25 protein-coding genes are annotated in these 23,388 nt (G+C 27.0%); 20 read left to right on the top strand and 5 right to left on the bottom strand.

What is annotated here, in order from left to right; translation table 11 throughout:
* Window positions 1–8 precede the first annotated feature (8 nt).
* The 3 genes from ACLR9T_RS06505 to ACLR9T_RS06515 all read left to right on the top strand — a co-directional run bounded on the left by ACLR9T_RS06505 (window position 9) and on the right by ACLR9T_RS06515 (window position 4,278).
* Complete coding sequence (locus tag ACLR9T_RS06505; RefSeq protein ID WP_413108727.1) at window positions 9–1,781, top strand: DUF885 domain-containing protein; 1,773 nt, start codon at window positions 9–11, stop codon at window positions 1,779–1,781.
* Window positions 1,782–2,006: 225 nt separating this feature from the next.
* Entirely contained in the window at window positions 2,007–2,867 is an 861-nt protein-coding gene (locus tag ACLR9T_RS06510; protein WP_413108728.1) for an AraC family transcriptional regulator, read from the top strand.
* Window positions 2,868–2,949: 82 nt separating this feature from the next.
* Window positions 2,950–4,278 (top strand): MATE family efflux transporter, encoded by a 1,329-nt coding sequence (locus ACLR9T_RS06515; RefSeq protein WP_413108729.1) that lies wholly within the window; start codon window positions 2,950–2,952, stop codon window positions 4,276–4,278.
* A gap of 6 nt (window positions 4,279–4,284) precedes the next feature.
* On the opposite strand, the gene ACLR9T_RS06520 is transcribed toward ACLR9T_RS06515, so the two are convergent.
* Window positions 4,285–4,785 (bottom strand): Gx transporter family protein, encoded by a 501-nt coding sequence (locus tag ACLR9T_RS06520; RefSeq protein ID WP_413108730.1) that lies wholly within the window; start codon window positions 4,783–4,785, stop codon window positions 4,285–4,287.
* A gap of 9 nt (window positions 4,786–4,794) precedes the next feature.
* Window positions 4,795–5,154 carry a NusG domain II-containing protein gene (locus ACLR9T_RS06525; RefSeq protein ID WP_413108731.1) on the bottom strand — a complete coding sequence of 120 codons (360 nt, stop codon included), beginning with the start codon at window positions 5,152–5,154 and terminating at the stop codon, window positions 4,795–4,797.
* Between the two features lie 260 nt (window positions 5,155–5,414).
* On the opposite strand from ACLR9T_RS06525, the gene vanG reads away from it, so the two are divergent.
* From vanG to ACLR9T_RS06565, 8 genes are all read left to right on the top strand, one after another.
* Window positions 5,415–6,467 carry a D-alanine--D-serine ligase VanG gene (vanG, locus tag ACLR9T_RS06530; protein ID WP_413108732.1) on the top strand — a complete coding sequence of 351 codons (1,053 nt, stop codon included), beginning with the start codon at window positions 5,415–5,417 and terminating at the stop codon, window positions 6,465–6,467.
* A gap of 107 nt (window positions 6,468–6,574) precedes the next feature.
* A complete protein-coding gene (gene vanT / locus ACLR9T_RS06535) occupies window positions 6,575–7,705 on the top strand; it encodes a serine racemase VanT catalytic subunit (protein WP_413108733.1) in 1,131 nt (376 codons plus the stop codon).
* Window position 7,706: 1 nt separating this feature from the next.
* A complete protein-coding gene (locus ACLR9T_RS06540; protein ID WP_413108734.1) occupies window positions 7,707–8,891 on the top strand; it encodes a M15 family metallopeptidase in 1,185 nt (394 codons plus the stop codon).
* Between the two features lie 58 nt (window positions 8,892–8,949).
* Complete coding sequence (locus tag ACLR9T_RS06545; protein WP_413108735.1) at window positions 8,950–9,411, top strand: YbaK/EbsC family protein; 462 nt, start codon at window positions 8,950–8,952, stop codon at window positions 9,409–9,411.
* Between the two features lie 190 nt (window positions 9,412–9,601).
* The gene (locus ACLR9T_RS06550) at window positions 9,602–10,129 is read left to right on the top strand and encodes an ECF transporter S component (protein ID WP_413108736.1); all 528 of its coding nucleotides are present in this window, start codon (window positions 9,602–9,604) and stop codon (window positions 10,127–10,129) included.
* 5 nt (window positions 10,130–10,134) lie between these two features.
* Complete coding sequence (locus ACLR9T_RS06555) at window positions 10,135–11,169, top strand: uridine kinase (protein WP_413108737.1); 1,035 nt, start codon at window positions 10,135–10,137, stop codon at window positions 11,167–11,169.
* A 657-nt stretch (window positions 11,170–11,826) separates the two neighbouring features.
* Window positions 11,827–12,399, top strand: a complete 573-nt coding sequence (locus ACLR9T_RS06560; protein ID WP_413108738.1) for a hypothetical protein — start codon at window positions 11,827–11,829, stop codon at window positions 12,397–12,399.
* 41 nt (window positions 12,400–12,440) lie between these two features.
* Window positions 12,441–12,662 carry a CDP-alcohol phosphatidyltransferase family protein gene (locus ACLR9T_RS06565; RefSeq protein WP_413108739.1) on the top strand — a complete coding sequence of 74 codons (222 nt, stop codon included), beginning with the start codon at window positions 12,441–12,443 and terminating at the stop codon, window positions 12,660–12,662.
* 458 nt (window positions 12,663–13,120) lie between these two features.
* Here the strand turns inward: ACLR9T_RS06565 and ACLR9T_RS06570 are convergent, their stop codons facing one another.
* The gene (locus ACLR9T_RS06570; protein WP_413108740.1) at window positions 13,121–13,549 is read right to left on the bottom strand and encodes a metal-dependent transcriptional regulator; all 429 of its coding nucleotides are present in this window, start codon (window positions 13,547–13,549) and stop codon (window positions 13,121–13,123) included.
* Window positions 13,550–13,648: 99 nt separating this feature from the next.
* Between ACLR9T_RS06570 and ACLR9T_RS06575 the strand changes: the two genes are divergently transcribed.
* From ACLR9T_RS06575 to trhA, 6 genes are all read left to right on the top strand, one after another.
* Entirely contained in the window at window positions 13,649–13,906 is a 258-nt protein-coding gene (locus tag ACLR9T_RS06575; protein WP_413108741.1) for a FeoA family protein, read from the top strand.
* A complete protein-coding gene (gene feoB, locus ACLR9T_RS06580) occupies window positions 13,893–16,034 on the top strand; it encodes a ferrous iron transport protein B (protein WP_413108758.1) in 2,142 nt (713 codons plus the stop codon). The genes ACLR9T_RS06575 and feoB overlap by 14 nt, the downstream gene beginning before the upstream one ends.
* A 182-nt stretch (window positions 16,035–16,216) precedes the next feature.
* Window positions 16,217–16,630, top strand: a complete 414-nt coding sequence (locus tag ACLR9T_RS06585; RefSeq protein WP_413108742.1) for a peptide deformylase — start codon at window positions 16,217–16,219, stop codon at window positions 16,628–16,630.
* A 294-nt stretch (window positions 16,631–16,924) separates the two neighbouring features.
* Complete coding sequence (locus ACLR9T_RS06590) at window positions 16,925–17,383, top strand: GNAT family N-acetyltransferase (protein ID WP_413108743.1); 459 nt, start codon at window positions 16,925–16,927, stop codon at window positions 17,381–17,383.
* A gap of 23 nt (window positions 17,384–17,406) precedes the next feature.
* On the top strand, window positions 17,407–17,919 hold the full coding sequence (locus ACLR9T_RS06595; protein WP_413108744.1) for a GNAT family N-acetyltransferase: 513 nt from the start codon (window positions 17,407–17,409) through the stop codon (window positions 17,917–17,919).
* A 218-nt stretch (window positions 17,920–18,137) separates the two neighbouring features.
* On the top strand, window positions 18,138–18,812 hold the full coding sequence (trhA, locus tag ACLR9T_RS06600; protein WP_413108745.1) for a PAQR family membrane homeostasis protein TrhA: 675 nt from the start codon (window positions 18,138–18,140) through the stop codon (window positions 18,810–18,812).
* Window positions 18,813–18,903: 91 nt separating this feature from the next.
* On the opposite strand, the gene ACLR9T_RS06605 is transcribed toward trhA, so the two are convergent.
* Complete coding sequence (locus ACLR9T_RS06605) at window positions 18,904–19,689, bottom strand: class I SAM-dependent methyltransferase (protein WP_413108746.1); 786 nt, start codon at window positions 19,687–19,689, stop codon at window positions 18,904–18,906.
* A gap of 181 nt (window positions 19,690–19,870) precedes the next feature.
* Here ACLR9T_RS06605 and ACLR9T_RS06610 point away from each other — a divergent pair, with 181 nt between their 5' ends.
* Window positions 19,871–20,725: a DMT family transporter gene (locus ACLR9T_RS06610; protein ID WP_413108747.1), complete on the top strand. Its 855-nt coding sequence runs from the start codon at window positions 19,871–19,873 to the stop codon at window positions 20,723–20,725.
* 44 nt (window positions 20,726–20,769) lie between these two features.
* Here ACLR9T_RS06610 and ACLR9T_RS06615 read toward each other — a convergent pair whose 3' ends face one another.
* Complete coding sequence (locus ACLR9T_RS06615; protein WP_413108748.1) at window positions 20,770–21,723, bottom strand: Gfo/Idh/MocA family protein; 954 nt, start codon at window positions 21,721–21,723, stop codon at window positions 20,770–20,772.
* 107 nt (window positions 21,724–21,830) lie between these two features.
* On the opposite strand from ACLR9T_RS06615, the gene ACLR9T_RS06620 reads away from it, so the two are divergent.
* Window positions 21,831–22,421: an HdeD family acid-resistance protein gene (locus ACLR9T_RS06620; RefSeq protein WP_413108749.1), complete on the top strand. Its 591-nt coding sequence runs from the start codon at window positions 21,831–21,833 to the stop codon at window positions 22,419–22,421.
* A 116-nt stretch (window positions 22,422–22,537) separates the two neighbouring features.
* Window positions 22,538–23,386 (top strand): YwqG family protein, encoded by an 849-nt coding sequence (locus ACLR9T_RS06625; RefSeq protein WP_413108750.1) that lies wholly within the window; start codon window positions 22,538–22,540, stop codon window positions 23,384–23,386.
* The last annotated feature ends 2 nt before the right edge of the window (window positions 23,387–23,388 follow it).

Raw genomic sequence — 23,388 nt, forward strand, 5'->3', positions numbered from 1 at the left:
TTGATAAGATGAAAAATTACAAAAAAATTATTTCAATTGTACTTGGTTTGTTATTGGTATTAAATATTGCTGGGTGTACTAATAATGAAAAAGAAAAGCCGACAACAAAAAAGGAAGATTTCGATACTTTTATCGAAAAAATGCCTAATTTAGTATTATCTGATGATGATATGAATCTTGAATTTACTTTTCAAGATCCAAGTAATTATGGATTTGAAGAGCAGTTATTAACTTTGCCATATAGTAATGAAAAAAGCTATAAAGAAAGTAAAAAAGAAAATGAAAAAATACTTAAGGAATTAAAATCATATGATTATGATAAATTAACTGATGATCAAAAATTAACATATGATATTTTAGAAGACTATTTACAAAGAAGTTCTTATCAGTATGAATATTATGATCTTGATAATAATTACTTGGGTAGTTTTGTTAGTTTCCAAGCTCAACTACCACTATTATTAAGTGAGTATACATTTGAACGCCAAAATGATTTAGACAGTTATTTCAATATGCTAGAAACTAGTGAAGAAACGTTTTTAAAATATGCAGAAATTGAAAAAAAACGTCAGGAGAAAAATTCTGGACTAGCTAAAAATATTTTAGAAAAAACGATTGAACAGTGTCAAAATTATACTAGCAGTACAGATGATTATTTAATAGAGCGAATTAATCAAAGAATAGATAAAGTGGATTTTTTAAATGATGAAGAAAAGAATGCAGCAAAACAAAAAAATCAAGAATTAGTTTCTGTAAATTTAAAAAATGCATATAAAAGTCTAGAAGAACAATTAAAACAAATTACACCAACTAACCAGGAAAACAAGGGATTATATAGTAGTCCTAATGGTAAGGAATACTATGAGGCTATGCTTCAAGGTAGAGTTGGGACAGATATGAATATTAAAGAAGTAAAAAGTTATTTAGAAGAAAAGAAAAATGAATTACTTCAAGAAGCAATAACTTTAATGTCTAAGAATCCTGAATTAGCTCAAGTAAATGGTTTTTCAGAAATAGTTTATTCGGATTTTACTTCTGCTAGTCAAACATTAGATTATTTGAAAACAGCAATAACAGAAGATTATCCTAAAATTGATAATCTCAACTATGAAATTATAACAGTTCCAGATGCATGGAAAGATAACTTTTCTCCGGCTGCATATTTACAAGGTAAAATTGATGCTCCAATTGATACACCAGAATTAATCTATATAAATGGTGAATATTCACAATCTTTGTTTGATACAATAGAGCATGAGGGATATCCTGGACATATGTATCAGCATACGTATTTTAAACAACAAAAAAATATTCCAACAATCCGCTATCTAATTGATTATAATGGATATAGCGAGGGATGGGCTACTTATGTTGAATGGAATGGTTATAAATATGCACCTGTTGAAGATAAAACGCTTTTAGAGTATAAAAGTTTAAATGATCGTTTAACATCAGTATTTGTCTGTTTAATGGATATTGGTATTCATTATGATGGTTGGGATTTTGATGATTATAAAGAATACTGGAATCAAAATTTTGGTGAAGTTAGTGAAGATTCAATGTTAGAGCAATATAATCTATTTTTAGAAACACCAACAAATTATTTACAGTATTATTTATCTGGATTCTTGTTCCAAGACCTTTATGATAAAGCAGAAGATAAGTTGAAAGATAAGTTTTCTGCGGTAAAATTTCATGATGTTATATTATCTACAGGACCAGCACCATTTAAGATATTAGAAAAACAAGTTGATAAATATATTGAAAAAGATAGTAAATAAAATGGAAGATAAAACTTCCATTTTTTATTGTGAAACAAAAACCACGTGCTATGCGCGTGGTAACAATAAAGCTTTAGCGTCTGGGTAAAAAACCTCCTCGTGATATAATAATTGTAGCCTGGCAGCTGCAAATAAAATAACGAGGAGGTTTTTTTATAAGAGCACTTATAGATAAGCATAAAAAAAAGATGAATGTTAAACTGTATATGTAAGGAGGCGATGATAATGAATTCATGGCAAGAGATTCAAAAAACAATTGAATATATAGAGGAACATTTTGATGAAGAAATAGATATAGATAAATTAGCTGCAATCGCTCATTTATCAAAATATTATTATCAGCGTTTATTCTATCGTTTAACAAATAAAACTGTAAAGGAATATGTTAAATTACGACGTCTGGCTAAGGCATCAAAATTATTGAAAGAAACAGATTTACGAATATTAGATATAGCTATTAAATGTGGCTTTTCTAATCATGGAAATTTCAGTAAAGTATTTAAAGAGGTTTATCATATTTCACCTGATAGATATCGTAAAATGGATATTCATTTAGATCATTTTATAAAACCTGATATTGCTTTAAATTATATACTAATTGATACTGGTGTTCCTTTGATCGTAGATAAAATGGTTTTAGAAATTAATGAAGAAGCAATAGAGTCAGATAAGTATTTTATTGGTAAAAGTAAATTGGCATTAATAAAAGATTTAAATCAACCTAAGATCAATAATTTTTTAGATTTATGGCAAAATCTAAAGTTAAATAAAGATCAAATTGGAGTAGATATTTTAACATTATCTGACCAGCCAGAATATTTTGATTATTTCGTTGGGGTGGAATCAAATAATTATAGAGAAGATTATGAGATTCGTGTAATGCCAAAAGGGAAATATATTGTTTGTAGTTATGAAGCAGAACATTTTGATGAATTAGTAAATGAAGCATTATATAAAGCAAGTCATTATTTATTCGATACGTGGTTACCTAACCATGATTTAACACCTGATAGTTTATTAGTACAAAAGTATTTTAATCCTTTCGATGAAAATTGTTTTATTGAATTATGGGCTAAATTAAAATAATTTTTTATGTTTCAAAAATAGAAATAATTTACTATCTAAAATAGATTAGCGTATAATATGTCAACATAGGGGGCGATTATACGTGTTATTTACTAATAAAGATTTAAAAAGATTAATTGTACCACTTGTAGTTGAACAATTATTAGTTATTTTGGTTGGTTTTTTTGATACTGTAATGGTTGCAAGTGTTGGCGAGGCAGCAGTTTCTGCAGTTTCCCTAGTTGATGGAATTAATATTCTTTTGATTAATATATTTGCAGCCTTGGGGACAGGGGGTGCAGTTGTAACAGCACAATTTATTGGACAAGGAGCTTCTAATAAAGCAAGATATTCTGCAAAACAATTAATTCTTATTACAGCTATTATTTCATTAATTATGATGGTGATAGTAATTATTTTTAATACTGCACTTTTACATTTGATATTTGGAAACGTTGATGTAGATGTAATGAAAAATGCAGAAATCTATTTTTTATTTTCTGCTATGTCATATCCTTTTATTGCTTTATATAATTCTGGGGCAGCTTTATTTAGAGCGATTGGAAATTCAAAAATTTCAATGATTAATAGTGCAATAATGAATGTAATAAATATTATATTAAATGCAATATTTATTTTTGGTTTTAAATGGGGAGTGTTTGGAGCTGTTCTTGCAACTTTGATTGCTAGAGCGGTAGCTTGTTATGTGATTTTAAAAATGCTAGGACAAAAGGACTTAGATATTTGTATAGATGATTATTTTCATTGGAAATTTGATTTTATATATATAAAAAAAATCCTGCAAATTGGAATTCCTTCAGGATTAGAAAATGGAATGTTTCAGTTTGGTAAGATATTAGTTCAAAGCTTAATTGCAACATTTGGTACTTATTCAATTGCTGCTAATGCTGTTTCAAATAATTTAGCACAAATGCAAATTATTCCTGGAATGGCAATGTCATTAGCTATGGTAACGGTAATTGGACAGTGTATAGGTGCAAATGATTACCAGCAGGCAAAATATTATGTAAAAAAGCTAATGAAAATTACTTACATTTCAATGGCTATTTTAATTGGGATTTTGGTTTTAATCACACCTGTAATTTTAAATTTATATGCGCTATCAAGTAAAACTACAGATCTTGCTTTTCAATGTATTTTTTTACATGCTTTTGTTGCAGCTACAGTTTGGCCTTTATCATTTACTTTTCCAAATGTATTAAGAGCAGCAAATGATGCTAAATTTACAATGGTTATATCAGCCGCATCAATGTTAATTTTTAGATTATGCTTTAGTTATATTTTAGGACAATATATGGCTCTTGGATTGATGGGGGTTTGGATAGCTATGTTTATTGATTGGGTAGTGCGCTGCATTTTCTTTGTTTGGCGATATTATAGTGGAAAATGGATGAATCGTAAACTAGTTTAGGATATCTTAGGATATCCTATTTTTTATTTTGGGTGGTATTTTTTGAATTAAAGATATTGCTATAAGACCCATTAATGTACCAGTAATACAGGCAATAATTATTAAATATGGTAAGTAATAAATAATATTGAATCCTAAAAATATAATTGCAATAATTAACTGTCCTAAATTATGACTAATTGCTCCAGTAATACTAATAATTATAATAGAGAATGATTTTGTTTGTTTGAGTAAATACATTGTAAAGATACTAAGTATAGCACCACTTATACTATAGATAAACATGTATAGGTTAGTAAAAGTAATAGCAATAATTAAACATCTTAGTAATGAGACGATTAGTGATTCTTTAAAACCATAGTAAAATAATGTGATTATGCTAATGATGTTGGCTAAACCAATTTTAGAACCGGGAATACTAAAACTAAAAGGAATCAAACTTTCAATATATCCTAGAATAATTGCAATTGCAGTTAATAAGGAGAGATAGGTTATTTTTTTAGTCATATAAACCTCCTAGTATGAAGATGTATCAATATTATTATTTTGATTAGTAATAATTTCAATAGTTACTTGATTAGGTAAACATATTATTTGTTGACCATTTTTAGATATTTTGCCTTGTTTTTGACATAATTTATCGGGGCAAGTTGAATCTGTAATATAAACTTTGTTATTTTTAATTACAACAGTATTTTTGTTTTTTATATTTATAGTTTGATCAAGCCCTAAAGGGATGGTTTGATACTCTTTGCCACTAACTTTAATTTTAACATACATTCCTGTTTGATAAAAAAAGAAGTGATTAAATATAAAACTACTAACTATTATAAAAATAATAATAACTATAATAATAAAATCCTTTTTTTTAGTCATATAACCTCCAATTAATCTAATTGTAAATTAATAATTTGAACTTTACAATAATAAGTCAAAATAATAATTTGCAGATATTCAATGATATAAAAATAATCATAATTATGAGCCAGTAAAAAATAATTTATGATGTAAGAAAAAAGTAAGAATTTAAAAAGAAATTTGTTATCTTTTCTTATGAGGATATTGAAAAACAAGACCTTTATTTTAGATATGATATAAATATCAAATAAAAGTTTTTATTGAAAGGAAGGATATAAATGAAGTTAAAATCTATAGCAATATTATTTGGTGGAAATTCAAGTGAATATGAGGTATCACTACAATCGGCTGGTGCAATCATAAAAAATTTTCCATATGATAAATATACTCTTTACATGATAGGTATTACTAAAACAGGTAAATGGTATCATTATCAAGGTGAGGTAGAAAATATTTTAAATGATACATGGTCGCAAGAGACAATGAACAGTGTAAGCATAAGTTTGGGCATAAATTATGGCACTATGATAGAAATTACTAATAATAAAGTTGTGTATTATCATATAGATGCAGTTTTACCAGTCTTGCATGGGAAAAATGGTGAAGATGGTACAATACAAGGGTTAATGTGTTTAGCAAATATTCCAATTATCGGTAGTGGTATTTTAGCATCAGCTTTATGTATGGATAAATATCGAGCTCATGAGCTAGTTAAGTCTCAGGGCATAAAAGTAGCAAAATCTTTTGTTATATCAAGAAATGGTTTAAATGAAGAAATATTTGATTTGAAGTTTCCTGTCTTTGTAAAGCCTCTAAAAGCTGGTTCATCATATGGGATATCTAAAGTATTAGAGCATAAGGATTTAAAATATGCAATTAGCTTAGCTTTTAAATATGATGATGAGGTAGTTATTGAAGAGGAAGTAATAGGATTTGAAGTTGGCTGTGGAGTTATTGGTAATAAACATTTGGAAGTAGGAGTAGTTGATGAAATAGAGTTAACAGGAGAATTTTTTAATTTTGATGAAAAGTATACACTTAAATCATCAAAAATACATCTTCCAGCCCGGGTCGATCAAAAAACAATAAAAAAAATTCAAGATACTGCAAAAAAAATTTATCGTATTTTAGGATGTCAGATATTTGCTCGAGTAGATATGTTTTTAACACCTCAAAATGAGATTTATTTCAATGAAGTTAATACTATTCCTGGTTTTACATCACATAGTCGTTTTCCGCAGATGATGAAAGTAGCCGGATATGAGTTTTCTAGATTAATAGATGTAATTATTGAAATGGGGCTTAATAATGAAAGTAATCTCTTTAGATAATAAAAGGAGTTATAGAAAATATTTAGTTTTTAGTAAGGGAATATTTTATTATAATCGTGGATCAATATTACTATTACCATATTCAAATATAAAAGGTAAGAAAAAATATGGCTAATATTTCTACAAGTCGCAGCTGGGTTGAAATTGATTTAGATGCACTTAGCCATAATATTAATTACTTATCATTGTTACTAAAACCAAAAACTAAATTTATGGCAGTTGTCAAAGCAGATGGCTATGGACATGGTTTAACTGCGATTGCGAGACATTGTCAAAAAATAGGAATAACAGCTTACGCAGTAGCTACTATTGATGAAGGAATTAAGTTAAGAAAGGCGGGAATTAGGGGGGAAATATTAATTTTAGGATTTACTCATCCAATAAGAGCATTTGAACTGTACAAATATCATTTAATTCAAAGTGTTATTGATTCTAAATATGCTTGTGAGTTAAATTGGTGTGGATTTGATATTGATGTTCATGTAAAGATTGACAGTGGAATGCATCGATTAGGCTTTGATGTAAATGATATCGATAGTATTGAAAAACTATATGAATATAATAATTTACATATAAAAGGATATTTCACACATTTATGTGTTTGTGATAGTAATAAAAGAAGTGATGTCTCATTTACAAAATTACAAATTAATAGTTTTAATAAATTAATAAATAAGTTAAAAAAATATAATAATGTAGGAAAAATACATATTCAAAGTAGCTATGGATTAATTAATTATCCTAAAATAAATTGTGATTATGCACGTATTGGTATTTTCATGTATGGAATAAAATCATCTTATAGCGATTACTTAAAAATTAAATTAGATTTAAGACCTGTTTTATCAATAAAATCACGAATAGCAACAATCCATCATCTTGTAAAAGGAACAAAGATTGGTTATGGACTTACGTATCAGGTTACTAAAGATAGCATAGTTGCAACGCTCCCAATAGGTTATGGAGATGGTATACCAAGGCAGTTATCATCAAATGGATATGTTTTAGTTAAAGGGCAAAAGTGCCCAATTATTGGACGGATATGTATGGATCAGATGCTAGTAGATGTTAGTAGAGTTACGAACCTTACTAGTAATGAAGTAGTAACGATTGTAGGCAAAGATGGCAATAATGAAATCAGAATTGAACAACTTGCTTTAGCAGCCGATACAATTAGTAATGAAATATTGTGTCGAATTAAGAGTCGCTTACCAAGGGTATATAAAGGAGGAAATTAATTTGAAAAAGATAAATAAGTTTTCATATGAAATAATAATTGTGATAATAGGAGTATTAATAATTATAGGGACAGTTACTATTTTAAATCTTGAAAGAATTCATTTAATGGCAAAGGGGTATAATTTTAGTGAACAAGATATCATTTTGAGGTTAGATGATGAAGAGGTAGAGCGTTTTATAAAGTTTGATAAAGTTGTTAATATTGCTTCATGGAATAAAATCTCTAATGCTAATCATTATTTAGAATATGAAATTTATCATGGGTATAAGAAAGATTTATCAGCAAAAGAAGTGGTAGAGTATATAGATGAATTTTATCAGCAATATTATCAACCATTAAAAAATTTAAAATATAATTATGATCAAATGATTAACTTAATGTCTTTTGCAGATTTAGAAGATTTTAAAGTACTTACAGATAATAAATTTACCTATGCAGCTATAAAGTCCTATTTAAATATAAAAGGGATGATTTTTAAAGACTTACCTAAATACATAGAATCAAATCTAGAACCAATAACTGCAGTACTATCACAATCATATCCTTTTATAAACGCTAAAAATAAACCAACTAATGAATATCAAATATTACAACCAGAAAACACTTTAGTTTTAATTAAAAAAGGATTTGTTATACCAAAAGAATATGAACCAAAAGACTTAACTATACCAAATATACCAATAGCACCTGATACAGAAAATAAAAAATTACGAAAAGATGCTGCACTAGCATTAGAAAATATGTATCAAGATGCTTTAAAAGAAGATTATCAATTAGTTTTAAATAGTGGTTATCGATCATATGAAAGTCAAACAGAGATATATGAAGAGTATTTTAAAAAATATGATGAAGTTACAGCGGCTGGGCTAGTTGCAAAACCTGGTTCTAGTGAACATCAATTGGGTTTGGGTGTAGATTTAACAAGTCAAAGTGTTATTGATAAAAAAAGACTTGTGTTTGGTGATACTAATGAATATAGATGGGTTGTTAAAAATGCCTATAAATATGGTTTTATTATACGTTATCCAAAAGATCGTTCTAGTCTAACTGGTACGGCCAATGAACCATGGCATTTACGCTATGTTGGTAAAAAAGCAGCTAAAATTATCTATGATAATAATTGGGTTCTAGAGGATTATATTTTAAAATATGGTTTTAGTTATGATTTAAAAAAAATTAATTAATTTATTCGTGACATTAATAAATAAATTAATTACAATCATATTTATATGAGGTGTTAATATGGATGTTTATAAATACTTAGCGAGTTTAAAGATCGATTATGAAAAGATGGAACATAAACCAGTAGCAACAGCAAAAGAGGCATTATTTATTGAGGAAACAATGAATGGTGAGGGTGTAAAGAATTTGTTTTTAAAAAATAATCATCACAATTATTATTTATATATTATGAAAAGTGATAAAAGAGCTGATCTTAAAGCATTGGCAGATTATTTGAATAGTGGCAAGTTACATTTTGCTGATGAAGAGGAGTTAAAAAAATATTTAGGATTGAGACCAGGTTCAGTTTCTTTATTAGGAATTATTAATGATATGGGTAAAGTTAAAATAATTATTGATAAGGATTTGGTTGGTAAACGGTTACTAATGCATCCTAATATTAATACAGTGACCCTATCAATTACTTATAACAATGTATTAAAAATTATTGATGAGTGTAAAAATGATTATTTAATCTTTTAAATTTTATTTAATCATTTCAGTTTGATAATTGACAAAAAACTATGGGCTTGTTATACTTTTTATACATGAATAAAGCTAAATCAATTATCAAGAAGATAATCTATTTCATGCCATGAAGGTATTGAGTTACACATGTAAGTGTAATACATTTATGGCTTTTTTTCATGTTTAGATGAAAGGAAGAAAGATAATGAAAGGATTTTCAGTAAGAAATATTGTATTATCAGCTTTATTTTTAGCTTTAGGTTTTATTTTACCTTTTTTTACAATGCAAATACCATCGATTGGAAGTATGCTATTGCCTATGCATATACCAGTGATTATTTGTGGTTTTGTTTGCGGAGCACCATTAGGATTGATTGTGGGATTTATTTTACCTTTACTAAGAAGTTTGGTATTTACAATGCCTCCAATGTTTCCTACAGCTATAGCAATGGCATTTGAATTAGCTGCTTATGGAATGATAAGTGGTTATTTATATAATAAAAGTAATAAGAAAGTGTTTGATGTTTATTTTTCTCTAATTATCTCAATGATTGGTGGACGAATCATTTGGGGATTAGTAAGTGCATTATTATATGGGTTTAGTGATCAAGTATTTGGGTTAACAGTGTTTGTAGCAGGTGCATTTAGTAATGCCATTCCTGGAATTATTTTACAATTAATTTTAATACCTGTATTAATTATAGTTTTACAAAAGGCAAAATTAATTAAATAATGATTATGAAAGAGATTATTTTAGAGCATTTACAATCTTATCCATTAATGACAGGTAAGGATATAATTAAGCTGTTTTTTCAATACGAATTTGCAGGTGAACATATGATTAAAAATTCATCACAAACTTATTATATTTTAAAACAAGAATGTCACAGTTTAAATAATAAAACATATCGAATAGAACCAATAGGAAATAACCTAGTTCGTTTTTATTTATTTAATGGTAGTGAAATAGAATTATATACGATTAATCAATTATTTGTTTGTTCAGCTAATTTTCATAATGGAAGTAAAGAACACTTGATTAAAACTTTAAAGCAAATCAAACAATTATATTTACCTATTGATGATTTAAATTATGAAATTGATAATTATCTTCAACAAGACTGTCCTATAATTAGTCATAGTAATATTTATAAAGAAACATATAAACCTCATTATCGAGTTATGAAAGCAGAATTAGCATATTATTATCCAATAATATTAGAAATTAATAAATTATTATTAGTTAAATCTGAAATAAAAATTGCAATAGATGGAATGAGTGCTTCAGGTAAGAGTACACTAGCTAATATACTAAATACAATTTATGATTGTAATATCTTTCATATGGATGATTTTTTCTTACAACCATTTCAACGTAATGAAAAACGTTTAAATAGGATAGGTGAAAATATCGATCATGAACGTTTTAAAGATGAGGTACTTATTCCTTTATCAAAATGTGAAAAGGTATATTATCAAAAATTTGATTGTTCGAAAATGAAGTTAGAGAAGAATATTAAAAAAATAGATTATAAAAATATAAATATTATTGAAGGGGCTTATAGTATGCATCCGGATTTAATAAGCTATTATGATTATAAAATTGTTTTAAAAATAAATTCTAATAAGCAAATAGAGAGAATTATTAAGAGAAATGGTATAAATATGCTTGAAAATTTTAAAAATACTTGGATTCCAATGGAAAATAATTATCTTAAGTTTTTTGATATATATAAACAGGCAGATATAGTTTTTGATAATAGTGAAATATAAGTAGATTAATTTCTAGTGATTAAGCGAGGAGTACTTTATTAGCATTAACAAGAGATATGATTGATAATTATGTAAATGAGCTATTGATGTGAAAATAGCTTTTTTATATATCAATGGGGTAAAAATAACTAAGTTTTTTTAGTTGTGATAGTAAAACTAATTATTTTTGTAGTATTTATATTTTGATAATTTTCTTAGTTTACTCTAAAATTTCCTGGGAAATAAACAAATAAGTCCCTTAATTTCAATATTAAATTTAAAAAGATTATTTGTAAGAGATTTGATATATTATGTAAACCTTTCTTACTTCGTTATAAGCTAATGATAAAATTGAAATAAGTAATAGATAAAATCAAGCTAATTAAGGAGGCAAAAAATGTTAAAAAAGTTTTAGTGACAGGAGGAACTGTATTTGTAAGTAAGTTTGTGGCAACTACTTTGTTGCTAAAAATTATGATGTTTATGTATTAAATCGTGATAATCATCAACAGGTAGATGGAGTTACTTTAATTAAAGGTGACCGTAATAAATTAGGAAAGTTACTTAGTGATTATAAGTTTGATGCAATATTTGATAATACTGCCTATAATAAACAGGATATTGTTGACTTATTAAAAGGATTAAGCAATATTAAAGATTATATTTTAATAAGTTCATGTGCTGTTTTATCCTGAAACATTACCACAACCATATATTGAAGAGCAAGAAGTAGGAATTAATTCTATTTGGGGTCCTTATGGAAGTAATAAAATAACTGCGGAGCAATATTTATTACAACAAACACCACATGCTTATATATTAAGACCACCATATCTATATGGATCAATACGAAATTTATATCGTGAGCCATTTGTATTTGAATGTGCTTTAAAGAAACGCCCTTTTTATATACTGGATGATGGAAAAATGTTATTACAATTCTTTCACGTTGAAGATCTATATAATTTGTTAGAGAAAATCATAAATGACCATCCAATAATTGATATTAATCGATTTGCTGAGTTATACTACCAGGTAGTGGGTGAACCATTAAAAAAGATATATGTATCTAATTATAAAAATCAACGGGATTATTTCAGTTTTCACAAGTATGAGTATATTCTTGATGTTTCAAAACAAAAAGATTTGTTTTTTGGATTAAAGGAATCATTTGTTTGGTATTTAGAGCATAAAGATGATGTAATTAAGAAAGATTGTCTTGAGTTTATTGATCATGAATTATTTACCTAATACTATTACAATAACAAGAGTTATTGGGGCTTTGTATTTTATTGAACCATACCCTCTTTTTGATTGTATATATCTATTGTGGGGTGAGTGATATGTTAGATGGATATCTTGCTAGAAGGTTTAATATTATTAGTGATTTTGGAACAAATTTAGATAGTATTGCAAAAGTAAAATTAATTCCTATAATAGAATTAACACACTGGTTAGTGATAGAAAGCTGGTTGATTTTTATTATTAGGATTATTGGTATCTTAGTTGGTTAATACAAAAATCATGAGTTAATTATGATGCATACCTATGCTAATAAGTTAATGGGATTAGTTTTATTTTGCTTTCCAATTTTTTGGTAATTTAATCTTGTGCAATTAAATATAGGAATAATACTTTTAGGTTTCTATTCATCAATTAAAGAATTGTAATTAATTATAGCTCAAAATGTAGATTGCAATATTAAATCATTTAGAGAGATATATAAAGATTGATTTATTAGGTTAATGAAGAGAAATAAATACTTAGTTTATATACTAATGATTTTATAAAAATTATGTCTTATAAGTATAGTGTTAATATTTTAATAGTATGAAAATTATATATGAGGTAATAAAATAGAAATATTATTTGTGATTTACAAGGAATTGATAAAATAATAAATACTAATTTTATTTTTTATTATTAAATAATTTAAAATTAAGGTAACAATCTTTAATGATCGTTACCTAATTTATAATTTTTTAAGTTCTGATGTTAGTAATGCTAGATTATCAATTGTTTTTTTATCAAGAAAGTGTTCAATTTTTTCTACTTGTTCTAATTCACTATAACTGCTATTTAATATACATAGAAAGTTGTTTAAAACTTGATGACGATATATAAAATACTCGCCCCACTTTTTCCCTAAAGTAGTTAATGAAATTACTCCATACTTTTGATATTTTAAATATCCTTCTTGACTTAGTTTTACGACCATTTTTGAGGCAGATGAAGGTTTAACATGGAGTTTTTTAGCTAGTACATTTATTCTTACAATTTCATTTTTTTCTTTTAAACGAACAATCATTTCTAAATAATCTTCCATTGAAGAAGTAAGTTTACTATCACTATTTAGTTGATAGCCTTTAAAAGTAAAATAGCCATTATCTTTATCATCCATTTTTTTCTCCTTTTTAGTAACGCTTTTTAAATAAATTAATATTATAGTATTAGGAAACAAAGTTTCCTTAGTCTAATATACGATGAGGAGAAATTTATTATGATAAAAAATATATGCTTAAATGATTTAAAGATGGGGGAGATGGGGATAATTACTTCTTTATCAGCTCAGGGAACTATTAAAAGAAGACTGTTAGATATTGGTTTAGTTGATAATACTGAAGTTCAGTGTATCCTAGATAGTCCTAGTAAAGATCCTAAAGCTTTTTTGATTCGAGGTGCAGTAATTGCTTTAAGAAATGAAGATTGCCAAAATGTATTAATTAGAAAAGATGTTGAGAATTATGGGCTTAACTAATAAATCAACAGGAATTAATGCTAGTGATACAAGTTTGGTTATAAAAAAACAAAATCCCAATGATAAAATTATTGCAATTGCAGGAAACCCTAATGTTGGAAAAAGTACCGTTTTTAATGGATTAACCGGATTACACCAACATACTGGAAATTGGCCAGGAAAAACTGTAACTAATGCTCAAGGGTATTGTAAGGGGAATAAGTATTCGTTTGTTTTAGTAGATTTACCAGGGACGTATTCTTTATTAGCACATTCAGCAGAAGAGGAGGTTGCTCGTAACTTTATTTGTTTTGAACATCCTGATGCAATTGTTGTAGTTTGTGATGCAACATGTTTAGAAAGAAGCTTAAATCTTGTTATTCAAACAATAGAAGTCCATCAAAATGTTATTGTTTGTGTTAATTTGTTGGATGAAGCTAAGAAAAAAGGGATTGAAATCGATCTTGAAGAATTAGAAGAATTGTTAGGTGTATCAGTTATTGGGATCACAGCTCGTAAAAAAGGTGATTTAGATCAAGTTATTAAAATTTTAGATCAAGTTATTGATAAACCTAAAAATAAAAATTCTTTAAAAATCGCATATAGTGATGTTTTGTTAGAAGCGATAAATATAATAAAGCCAGTAATTAAAAATAGAATTATTACTAATCTTAGTTATCAATGGTTGTGTTTGCGTTTAATTGAAAGTGATCAATCTTTAATAACAGAAATATCTAAACAATTCAACTTGGATCTTAATGATTCTGAACTTATAGAAACAATAAATAAAGCAAATAGCTTTTTAAATGATCATGGAATAAATAATCATAATCTACAGGATAAAATAGTTGTTTCATTTATTCATAGTGCTCATTTAATTTGTCAAAAAGTAGTTCATTTCAAGAAGCAGGATTATAACCAAAGAGATCGAAGGATAGATAAAATACTAACAAATCGTTGGACTGGATATCCAATCATGTTAATGTTATTAGCGCTGATTTTTTGGATTACAATAACTGGTGCAAATTATCCATCACAGTGGTTATCGGATTTCTTATTTGGCTTAGAGAAACCAATAAGTCAATTTTTACAAGTTTTAGGAGTATCAACATGGTTTAATGATATGTTAGTAACAGGAGTTTACCGAGTTTTAGCATGGGTAGTAAGTGTAATGTTGCCACCGATGGCTATTTTTTTCCCACTATTTACATTGATGGAGGATTTAGGTTATTTACCAAGAGTTGCCTTTAATTTGGATCATGCATTTAAAAAGTGCAGTGCTTGTGGCAAACAGGCATTAACGATGTGTATGGGGTTTGGATGTAATGCAGCAGGTATAGTAGGGTGTCGAATTATTGATTCACCTCGTGAACGTTTGATAGCAATGATTACTAATAATTTTGTTCCATGTAATGGTAGATTTCCTACGTTAATTGCTATTCTTACAATGTTTTTTATTGGAACAGAGGCTAGTTTTCAAAACTCTTTATTATCAGCTGTTTTTCTCACTTTATTAATTGTAATAGGGATAATAATGACTTTAGTAATTTCAAAGTTATTATCAAAAACGATATTAAAAGGGGTACCATCATCATTTACTTTAGAGTTACCACCATATCGTAAACCACAAGTTGGAAAAGTGATTGTAAGATCTATATTCGATCGAACATTGTTTGTTTTATCTAGAGCAGTTGCTGTAGCTGCCCCGGCAGGATTAGTAATTTGGTTGATGGCTAATATTAGCATTGATGGGGCTACGATCTTAAACATTACTTCTGATTTTCTTGATCCTTTTGCTCACTGTATTGGTTTAGATGGGGTTATATTGTTAGCTTTTATTTTAGGTTTTCCTGCCAATGAGATAGTCATTCCAATTATGATCATGACATATCTTGCAAATAGTAGTTTAATTGAAATGGATAATTTAGTAGCTCTTAAAAGTCTATTAATTCAAAATGGCTGGACTTGGATTACAGCAATTAATGTAATGTTATTTTCTCTTATGCATTGGCCTTGTTCAACAACTCTTTTAACAATAAAAAAAGAAGCTAATAGTTGGAAATGGGCAATAATATCTTTTATTGTTCCAGCACTTACAGGTATTATAATTTGTTTTATCTTTACTAAATGTGCAAATTTCTTTATTTAAAAGGTTATCTTAAATGATAACTTTTTGTTTTGTTGTGATATAAGAATATTGATGTTATGATAAAAGAGTATAAATGGAGTAATTAGTTTATGATGAAATTAGTTATTGTTTGAAGTTAAATAGATAAAGATCATGTGCTATTATTAGAAGAATATCTTAAGGATAAAATTTGGAGGGTATAAATGATAAAACCAATAATTACTGATCAATTTATATTAAGTCAAAAATCAACGTTAGCAACTCAGGAGGATTTACCAATCGTTCAAGATTTATTAGATACTATCAAGGCTCATGAAACTCATTGTGTGGGGATGGCTGCTAATATGATCGGGATAAATAAAAGGATTATTGTTATTAATGATGATGGAATATATTTGGTAATGATTAATCCCGAAATTATTAAAGAAATGGGACAGCTATATGAAATCGAGGAGGGATGTTTATCACATTTAGGAGCAAAAAAAACAAAACGTTATGAAAAAATAAAAGTTGCTTTTTATGATAAAGATTTTAAAAAGAAGATCAAGACATTTAATAATTATTCAGCTCAAATCATTCAACATGAAATAGATCATTGTAATGGAGTTTTAATTTAATTAAAAAGGTTAGTAAAACTATTTTAAAAAATATATAGATAAATACTTAATTACAATGGTTATAAATTATTAATTTATAATGGTAGTGGGGAACATTATCTAGATGCTGTTTGAATTGAGTGTGGATAATTATGCTGAGTGTAAAAATTTAAAATAGAGCAATTATTGTATCTCATTCTTTTGTAATAAAAGGGGTTCAATTTTGCACATATAATAAAAAAGTTATTACCATTGTTATGTAATGAGGATATAGCAGAGGTAAAATAAATAAAATTATTGTTAGTGGTAAGAAAAATGAAATTTAGAGAATATCAATCTTCTGATTTAAAAGAAATTTGTGAATTATTTTATGAAACAATTACAACAATAAATAAATATGATTATAATAATGATCAAATTAAAGTATGGTCTAATCGTCGAGATATTCTTTTACAACAAGATAATTTTTTTAAATTATTATATACAATTGTAGCGATTGAAAATGATAAAATTGTTGGTTATGGAAATATTAATAAAAATGGATACTTAGACCATTTATATGTTCATAAAGATTATCAAGGAAGACATATAGCAACATTGCTTTGTGATAAGTTAGAGAATTATTATAAAGAGGTAAAAGAACTGACGGTCCATGCTTCAATTAGTGCAAAACCTTTTTTTGAAAAAAGAGGTTATAAAGTAATTAAAGAACGAACAGTTCAGTTAGATGGAATAAATATTAAGAATTATTTAATGAAAAAAATAATATTATAAAATTAATTATTGGAGGAAAAAAATTGAAATTTAGATTAGCAGAAGTAAAAGACTATCAAAATATTTATCAATTAGTAAAAACAGCATTTGAAACAGCAAAGGTATCTGATGGTAATGAACAAGATTTTGTATTAAAATTACGTAATAGTAATAATTTTATTCCTGAACTTGAATTTGTTTGTGAAAATAAAAATGAGTTAGTTGCTCATATCATGATGACCAGTCAAACTATCAGTACAAAGAAAGGTGAATATTTAGGATTGCTTGTAGCACCGTTATGTGTAAAGTTAGAAAATCGTAATAGTGGGGTAGGTCAAGCATTATTAAAATATGCTCATAAAGAGGCTTTAAAATTAGGCTATAGTGCTACATTTTTAGTTGGAGATCCAAATTATTATGGAAAGTTTGGTTATTGTCAAGTAAGTGAATTTAAGATTATCAATAATACTGGGATTCCTGATCAGTTTGTTCTTGGTTGTGAATTGATACCAGGTGTTTTATCAGAGATTGAAGGAAGTATAGACATAGTTGAATAGAAAATAAAATGGGAGGCGTATCTGATTTAACAGTTGCCTCTTTTAATTTATAAAATATGGAGATGATAATTATCAATTATTTTAATTGATATAAAATAATTTAAAGAGTAAAATATAACCAATAAAAGAATACCTATTTTTAGACATAAAAATTGGCTGATAGTTTTAATTAGTCATTAATTTAAAATGTATTCATAATTATAAATTGGAGGTATTTAATGAAGCGAACAAAATTAGATGATCGTGTATTACCAGATTATACACGTGGTGAAGAAATATTTAATATGGTTACACATATTGTTGGTGGAGCTTTTGGAATAGTTGCATTAGTATTATGTATTGTGTTTGGTGCAATTAGGGGAAATGGTTATGGAATAATTTCAGGGATAATTTATGGTATTTCGATGATTCTTTTATATACTATGAGTAGTATTTACCATGGATTATCACCAAATACAAAGAGTAAAAAAGTTTTTCAAATCATGGATCATTGTTCAATCTTTGTTTTAATTGCAGGAACATATACACCAATTGTCTTATGTTCAATTAGACCTGTAGATTCATTTTGGGCTTGGATAATTTTTGCTGTTGTATGGGGATGTACAATTTTAGGCATTATTTTAAATGCAATTGATATTAAGAGCAATGAAAAGTTTTCAATGATTTGTTATTTAGCAATGGGCTGGTGTATTATTTTTAAATTTAATTTATTACCTTCAGCTATGGGATATAGTGGAATTATATTGCTTGTACTTGGTGGAGTTGCATATACAGTTGGTACAATATTCTATGGACTTCAAAATAAGTATCGCTATATGCACAGTATTTGGCATTTGTGGATTTTATTGGGAAGTGTGCTTCATTTTTTATGCATTATTATATATGTGATTTAATGAACAATAATTAATTTTGTATGTGTTATCAAGATATTATTAAATATAATTATAACAGCAGCTTTTTATTTAAGCTGCTGTTATATATTAGTTATTTCTTTTTTAGTTCAACAATGGCTGCATAATGTAAAATATTAAACTCAGCAGGAGCAATTTTAATAAGTAGTTTAGTATGTTCTTCTTCCCAATTATTGATTTCTTCTTTTGTAAGTGAAGCGCCAATTCCTCGACATGCTTTCATTCTGCCATTCCAGCTTTCACGGGTAAAATGAACATTTAAAGGATATTCATCATGATAAGTGAGTTCAAATTTTTTATTATAGCATTCGGGTATAGATATTGGGTGTATTGTTTCTCTGGCACCGTCCCATTTAGGATTATATTTTAACACTAATTTTTCGCTTGCTTCTGCAATTTTATCTTTAAAGGGTAACCATGCCATATATAATATGACAATGCGTCCATTTGTTTTAAGCATATTATAAAATTTAGGCATAACCAGTTCATGATCAAAATACCAAAAACACTGACAAGCAGTTATTATATCAAAAGAATTATCAGGAAAGCTTATATTTTCTGTAGGTAATGCATAATATTCAATATCCATGCCCTTTGAAAGAATTTTTGCTTGCTTAATTTGATTTTCTGAAATATCTGTACCGATCCATTTTGCACCATAATGATACATATTTCTGGGGAGGACACCTGTTCCTGTACCTATGTCAAGAACATTTTGACCATTTATACAAAGATTGCGATTTATTATTTTGTCATAAAATTTTTGGGGATAAATATCTCGAAATTTTGCGTAGTCTTTTGAGGTTTTTCCCCAGTCAAAAGCTTTCCCATCATCTATATTTTTATCTGTAATTTTCATGTTAATTTCTCCACTTTATATCTATCATTCATTTAATTCTAATCTTGATGGTTATAAATGTCAAATAGCTAAATATTGTATGTTGGTTAAATTTACATCTTTATATTTTTATAGTAGAAAATTGGCTTATTATAGCGTATTATAAAAATTAAATAGTAATTTTAATAAATGGAGTAGTAAAATGAAGAATAAAGAAATTTTTTTATTACATTTAGCAGTAATGTTATTTGGTTTAGCAGGCGTAATTGGTAAATTTGTTTCTCTTCCTGCAGTTATAGTTACATTTGGACGAGTATTTTTTTCTTCAACTTTTTTATTAATAATGGTGTTAATAAAGAAAGAGAAGATAAGTTTAGCTAATAAGCGTGATTATGTACTAATTATAATAGCTGGAGTTATAATGGCCATTCACTGGTTCACTTTTTTACAAACTATTCAAATGTCTACTGTTGCTATTGGGACAATTACGTTTTCTACATTTCCGCTTTTTGTTACTTTTCTTGAACCGATTATATATAAGGAAAGGTTGAAAGTAAAAGATATTATTATAGCATTAATCATGTTTTTAGGGATATTGATTACAATTCCTGAATTTACATTAAATAATCAAGTAACTTTAGCGATTATCATAGGTTTAATAGGATCATTAAGTTATGCTGTTTTATGCTTAATGAATCGTTATTTTTCTTGTATATATTCAGGAAGAATAATTTGTTTATATGAACAAGGGGTAGCAGCCATTATTTTATTTCCAACATTATTTATTATTAAAGTAATACCAACGGTTATAGATCTATTAGCAATCATATTTTTAGGAATTGTATGTACAGCATTAGCTCATAGTATTTATGTCAGTAGTTTGAAAAAGGTAAAAGTGCAAACAGCAGGAATTATATCTGGAATGGAAACAGTATATGGTATAGTATTTGCATATATTTTATTGAAGGAAACCTTAGGAGTAAGGGAATTATTAGGGGGATTAATTATATTTGGAGTAGCGCTTTATTCCTCAATAGAAAAGGATAAAGTAAAATAATGTTTGTATTAAGAAAAAGAGATAACTTTGTATCTCTTGGTTGTCTATTGCCATTTTTGATATAGCTGATTGACTAATTCAATTGTTTCAAATGTTTTTTCCTTATTCATAATAGGACTTTCAATCAGATTATTTTTTAAGCAATTATGAATATGCTCAATTTCATATACAAATTCACTCTGGTAAGAAAAATCAAAATGTTGATGTTGACCATTATGAAGATATAAATCTAATTGATTTGATTTCCAATAATATGGTACAACAATATAACCTAATTCACCATAAAATACAGCTTCATTTATTAAGTTTACATTCATTGCAATAGTTGATGAAACTAAAACAGAATTATTTACTTTTAATTGAAAGTTACAAATTTCATCTGTACCCGTTGGACTTTTTATACAACTACCATCAATTTGAAAATGTGGCTGATTGAACAAATATTGTAGGTATTCAATGGTGTAGGTTGCGCTAGCATTAAGAGTTCCACCACCTAAAGATAGATCATACATCCAGTGATCATAATCATATTTTCCTGGAAAACCAGCTTTAAATTCAATATATTTTAGTTCACCAATTATTTTATTATCAATTAATTGCTTAACTTTATTAGTTGCTGGTAAAAAAACAGCTTTTTGTGCTTCCATTAAAAAACAACTATTAATTTTTGCTAATTCAAATAACTCTTTAGCATCTTGAGTTGATAAAGTAAAAGGTTTTTCAACAATAACATGTTTATGATGTTTTAAAGCATTTTTACAATCACGATAGTGATACCCATTAACAGTAGGAATATAAATAATATCAATATTGTTATCTTTATATAATTCTTCATAACTACCATAATAATTATCAATATTTAATTTCTTAGCAGCTTTTTTAGCATTTTCTAAAGTTCTTGAAGCTAGAGCTTGAACATGACCTTCTTTGCTTTCTCTGATTCCTGCAACAAAACGGTCAATAATTGATGCAGTACTTAATATACCATATTTAAACATAACGAACCTCCTTACAATATTATAAATGCTTTTAGACAAAAGAACAAATTTGTTTATATTTTTCTATAATTAATTGATTTATAATATAAGTATAGAAGGTGATAAATATGTTAAGGTTTAGTGATGGTTTTGATTTCAGAAGTGAGTTTACAGAAAAGTGGAATAAAAAAATTCACTTATTAAGAGTTGTAGGAATTATTGTTTCAATATTAATGATTTTATGTGCAATTTTATGTATTATTTACCCAATTAAATCTGTAACATTAATTGGCGATATTGCAGCAGTATTAATATTTATTTTAGGTATTTATCAAATTGTTGATTATTTTGCTGCTCCACAATTATTTAGGTGGCCAGGTAGTTTAGTTAGTGCCGTATGTAATTTATTAATTGGATTATTATTGATTTGTTCACCAATTGAAATTACAATTAATACTTTTGCATTTATTTTTGGTTTTATATTAGTAGTATATGGGCTTAATAAATTAAGTTTCGCTCATCAATTAAGCTATTTTGGAATACAGGATTATGGCTGGGTTATTTTTACAGGTATAGTTAATATCTTAGCAGCTTTAGCATTTATTATAGCACCAATGTTATTGACGGTAGTACTAAATTATATTGTTGCTGCATACTTATTAGTTGGTGGAATCGTTTTATTGATTGAAGTGATTGAGATGAAAGATTTAAGATTATAAATAAACCTTGTATACAGGGTTTATTTTTTATCTTATTATTGCTTGGGCTTGAATATAAATAGTAGAATTAAAATGATTAAATATTTAATTTAATGGTTTTGATCTGGAGGAATAAGATGTTTAAAATAATTAAAAAAAATAAAAAGACAGAGGAAATAACGCAAGAGATGGTTTTAAAAGTTATGGATTTATTATATAAAAAAACATCTAAAGAAGTTATTAAAATAAATTTAAAAGATGAAAAATGTAGTATTTTTGATAGCAGGTTTGGAGGTCTGCCATATTTAGGAAAAGAGGATCAAGTACCAGTTGCAGATAATGGTCAGCAGCTAAGATTACTTGGACAAATTAATCTTAATGAATTACCTATAAATGAATACAACTTGAATGAAGGATTAATTCAATTTTGGATACTAAATAATGATTTATATGGTTTAGATTTTAATGATATGACATCTCAAAAAGAAAGTAGAGTTATATATTATCCAAGTCTTGATCCTACAGTTAGTGAAAATGATATTGTGGATAAATATCATTTTAATCAAGAAAGTGACTTTCCAATCAATGATACATTTAAATTGATCCTTGAAAAATCAAAAGAAGGTGTTAGTATTGGCGATTATACTTTTGAAAAGTTATTTATTCAGGAATGGAATAATAGTTATCCAAATATGTTGATTAAATCATTTAATGATATACCAAATGAAGTACTTTATGAAGATAGTTATAATAAATATAGTGGTTTTGGTCATAAATTGTTGGGTTATCCAGCGTTTACCCAAGTAGATCCTCGGGAATATGGAGAATATGAAGAATATTTATTATTATTACAAATAGATAGTATAGGTATTAAAAATAAAGAGATTATGTGGGGAGATTGTGGTATCTGTAATTTCTTTATTACAAAAAAAGCTTTAGAAAATAAAGATTTTTCTAAAGTATTATATAATTGGGATTGTTACTAAGG

The sequence above is a fragment of the Thomasclavelia sp. genome (assembly GCF_047249845.1).
Classification (GTDB): Bacteria; Bacillota_I; Bacilli_A; order Erysipelotrichales; family Coprobacillaceae; genus Thomasclavelia.

Bases quoted from the DNA above. Each gene is read 5' to 3' on its own strand.
- ACLR9T_RS06575 (WP_413108741.1), top strand. From the start codon at position 13,649: ATGATAAAAAATATATGCTTAAATGATTTAAAGATGGGGGAGATGGGG.
- ACLR9T_RS06590 (WP_413108743.1), top strand. From the start codon at position 16,925: ATGAAATTTAGAGAATATCAATCTTCTGATTTAAAAGAAATTTGTGAA.
- ACLR9T_RS06525 (WP_413108731.1), bottom strand. From the start codon at position 5,154: ATGACTAAAAAAAAGGATTTTATTATTATAGTTATTATTATTTTTATA.
- feoB (WP_413108758.1), top strand. From the start codon at position 13,893: ATGGGCTTAACTAATAAATCAACAGGAATTAATGCTAGTGATACAAGT.
- vanG (WP_413108732.1), top strand. From the start codon at position 5,415: ATGAAGTTAAAATCTATAGCAATATTATTTGGTGGAAATTCAAGTGAA.
- ACLR9T_RS06615 (WP_413108748.1), bottom strand. From the start codon at position 21,723: ATGTTTAAATATGGTATATTAAGTACTGCATCAATTATTGACCGTTTT.
- ACLR9T_RS06520 (WP_413108730.1), bottom strand. From the start codon at position 4,785: ATGACTAAAAAAATAACCTATCTCTCCTTATTAACTGCAATTGCAATT.
- trhA (WP_413108745.1), top strand. From the start codon at position 18,138: ATGAAGCGAACAAAATTAGATGATCGTGTATTACCAGATTATACACGT.
- ACLR9T_RS06510 (WP_413108728.1), top strand. From the start codon at position 2,007: ATGAATTCATGGCAAGAGATTCAAAAAACAATTGAATATATAGAGGAA.
- ACLR9T_RS06545 (WP_413108735.1), top strand. From the start codon at position 8,950: ATGGATGTTTATAAATACTTAGCGAGTTTAAAGATCGATTATGAAAAG.
- ACLR9T_RS06610 (WP_413108747.1), top strand. From the start codon at position 19,871: ATGAAGAATAAAGAAATTTTTTTATTACATTTAGCAGTAATGTTATTT.
- vanT (WP_413108733.1), top strand. From the start codon at position 6,575: ATGGCTAATATTTCTACAAGTCGCAGCTGGGTTGAAATTGATTTAGAT.
- ACLR9T_RS06585 (WP_413108742.1), top strand. From the start codon at position 16,217: ATGATAAAACCAATAATTACTGATCAATTTATATTAAGTCAAAAATCA.
- ACLR9T_RS06605 (WP_413108746.1), bottom strand. From the start codon at position 19,689: ATGAAAATTACAGATAAAAATATAGATGATGGGAAAGCTTTTGACTGG.
- ACLR9T_RS06620 (WP_413108749.1), top strand. From the start codon at position 21,831: ATGTTAAGGTTTAGTGATGGTTTTGATTTCAGAAGTGAGTTTACAGAA.
- ACLR9T_RS06555 (WP_413108737.1), top strand. From the start codon at position 10,135: ATGAAAGAGATTATTTTAGAGCATTTACAATCTTATCCATTAATGACA.
- ACLR9T_RS06570 (WP_413108740.1), bottom strand. From the start codon at position 13,549: ATGGATGATAAAGATAATGGCTATTTTACTTTTAAAGGCTATCAACTA.
- ACLR9T_RS06550 (WP_413108736.1), top strand. From the start codon at position 9,602: ATGAAAGGATTTTCAGTAAGAAATATTGTATTATCAGCTTTATTTTTA.
- ACLR9T_RS06505 (WP_413108727.1), top strand. From the start codon at position 9: ATGAAAAATTACAAAAAAATTATTTCAATTGTACTTGGTTTGTTATTG.
- ACLR9T_RS06625 (WP_413108750.1), top strand. From the start codon at position 22,538: ATGTTTAAAATAATTAAAAAAAATAAAAAGACAGAGGAAATAACGCAA.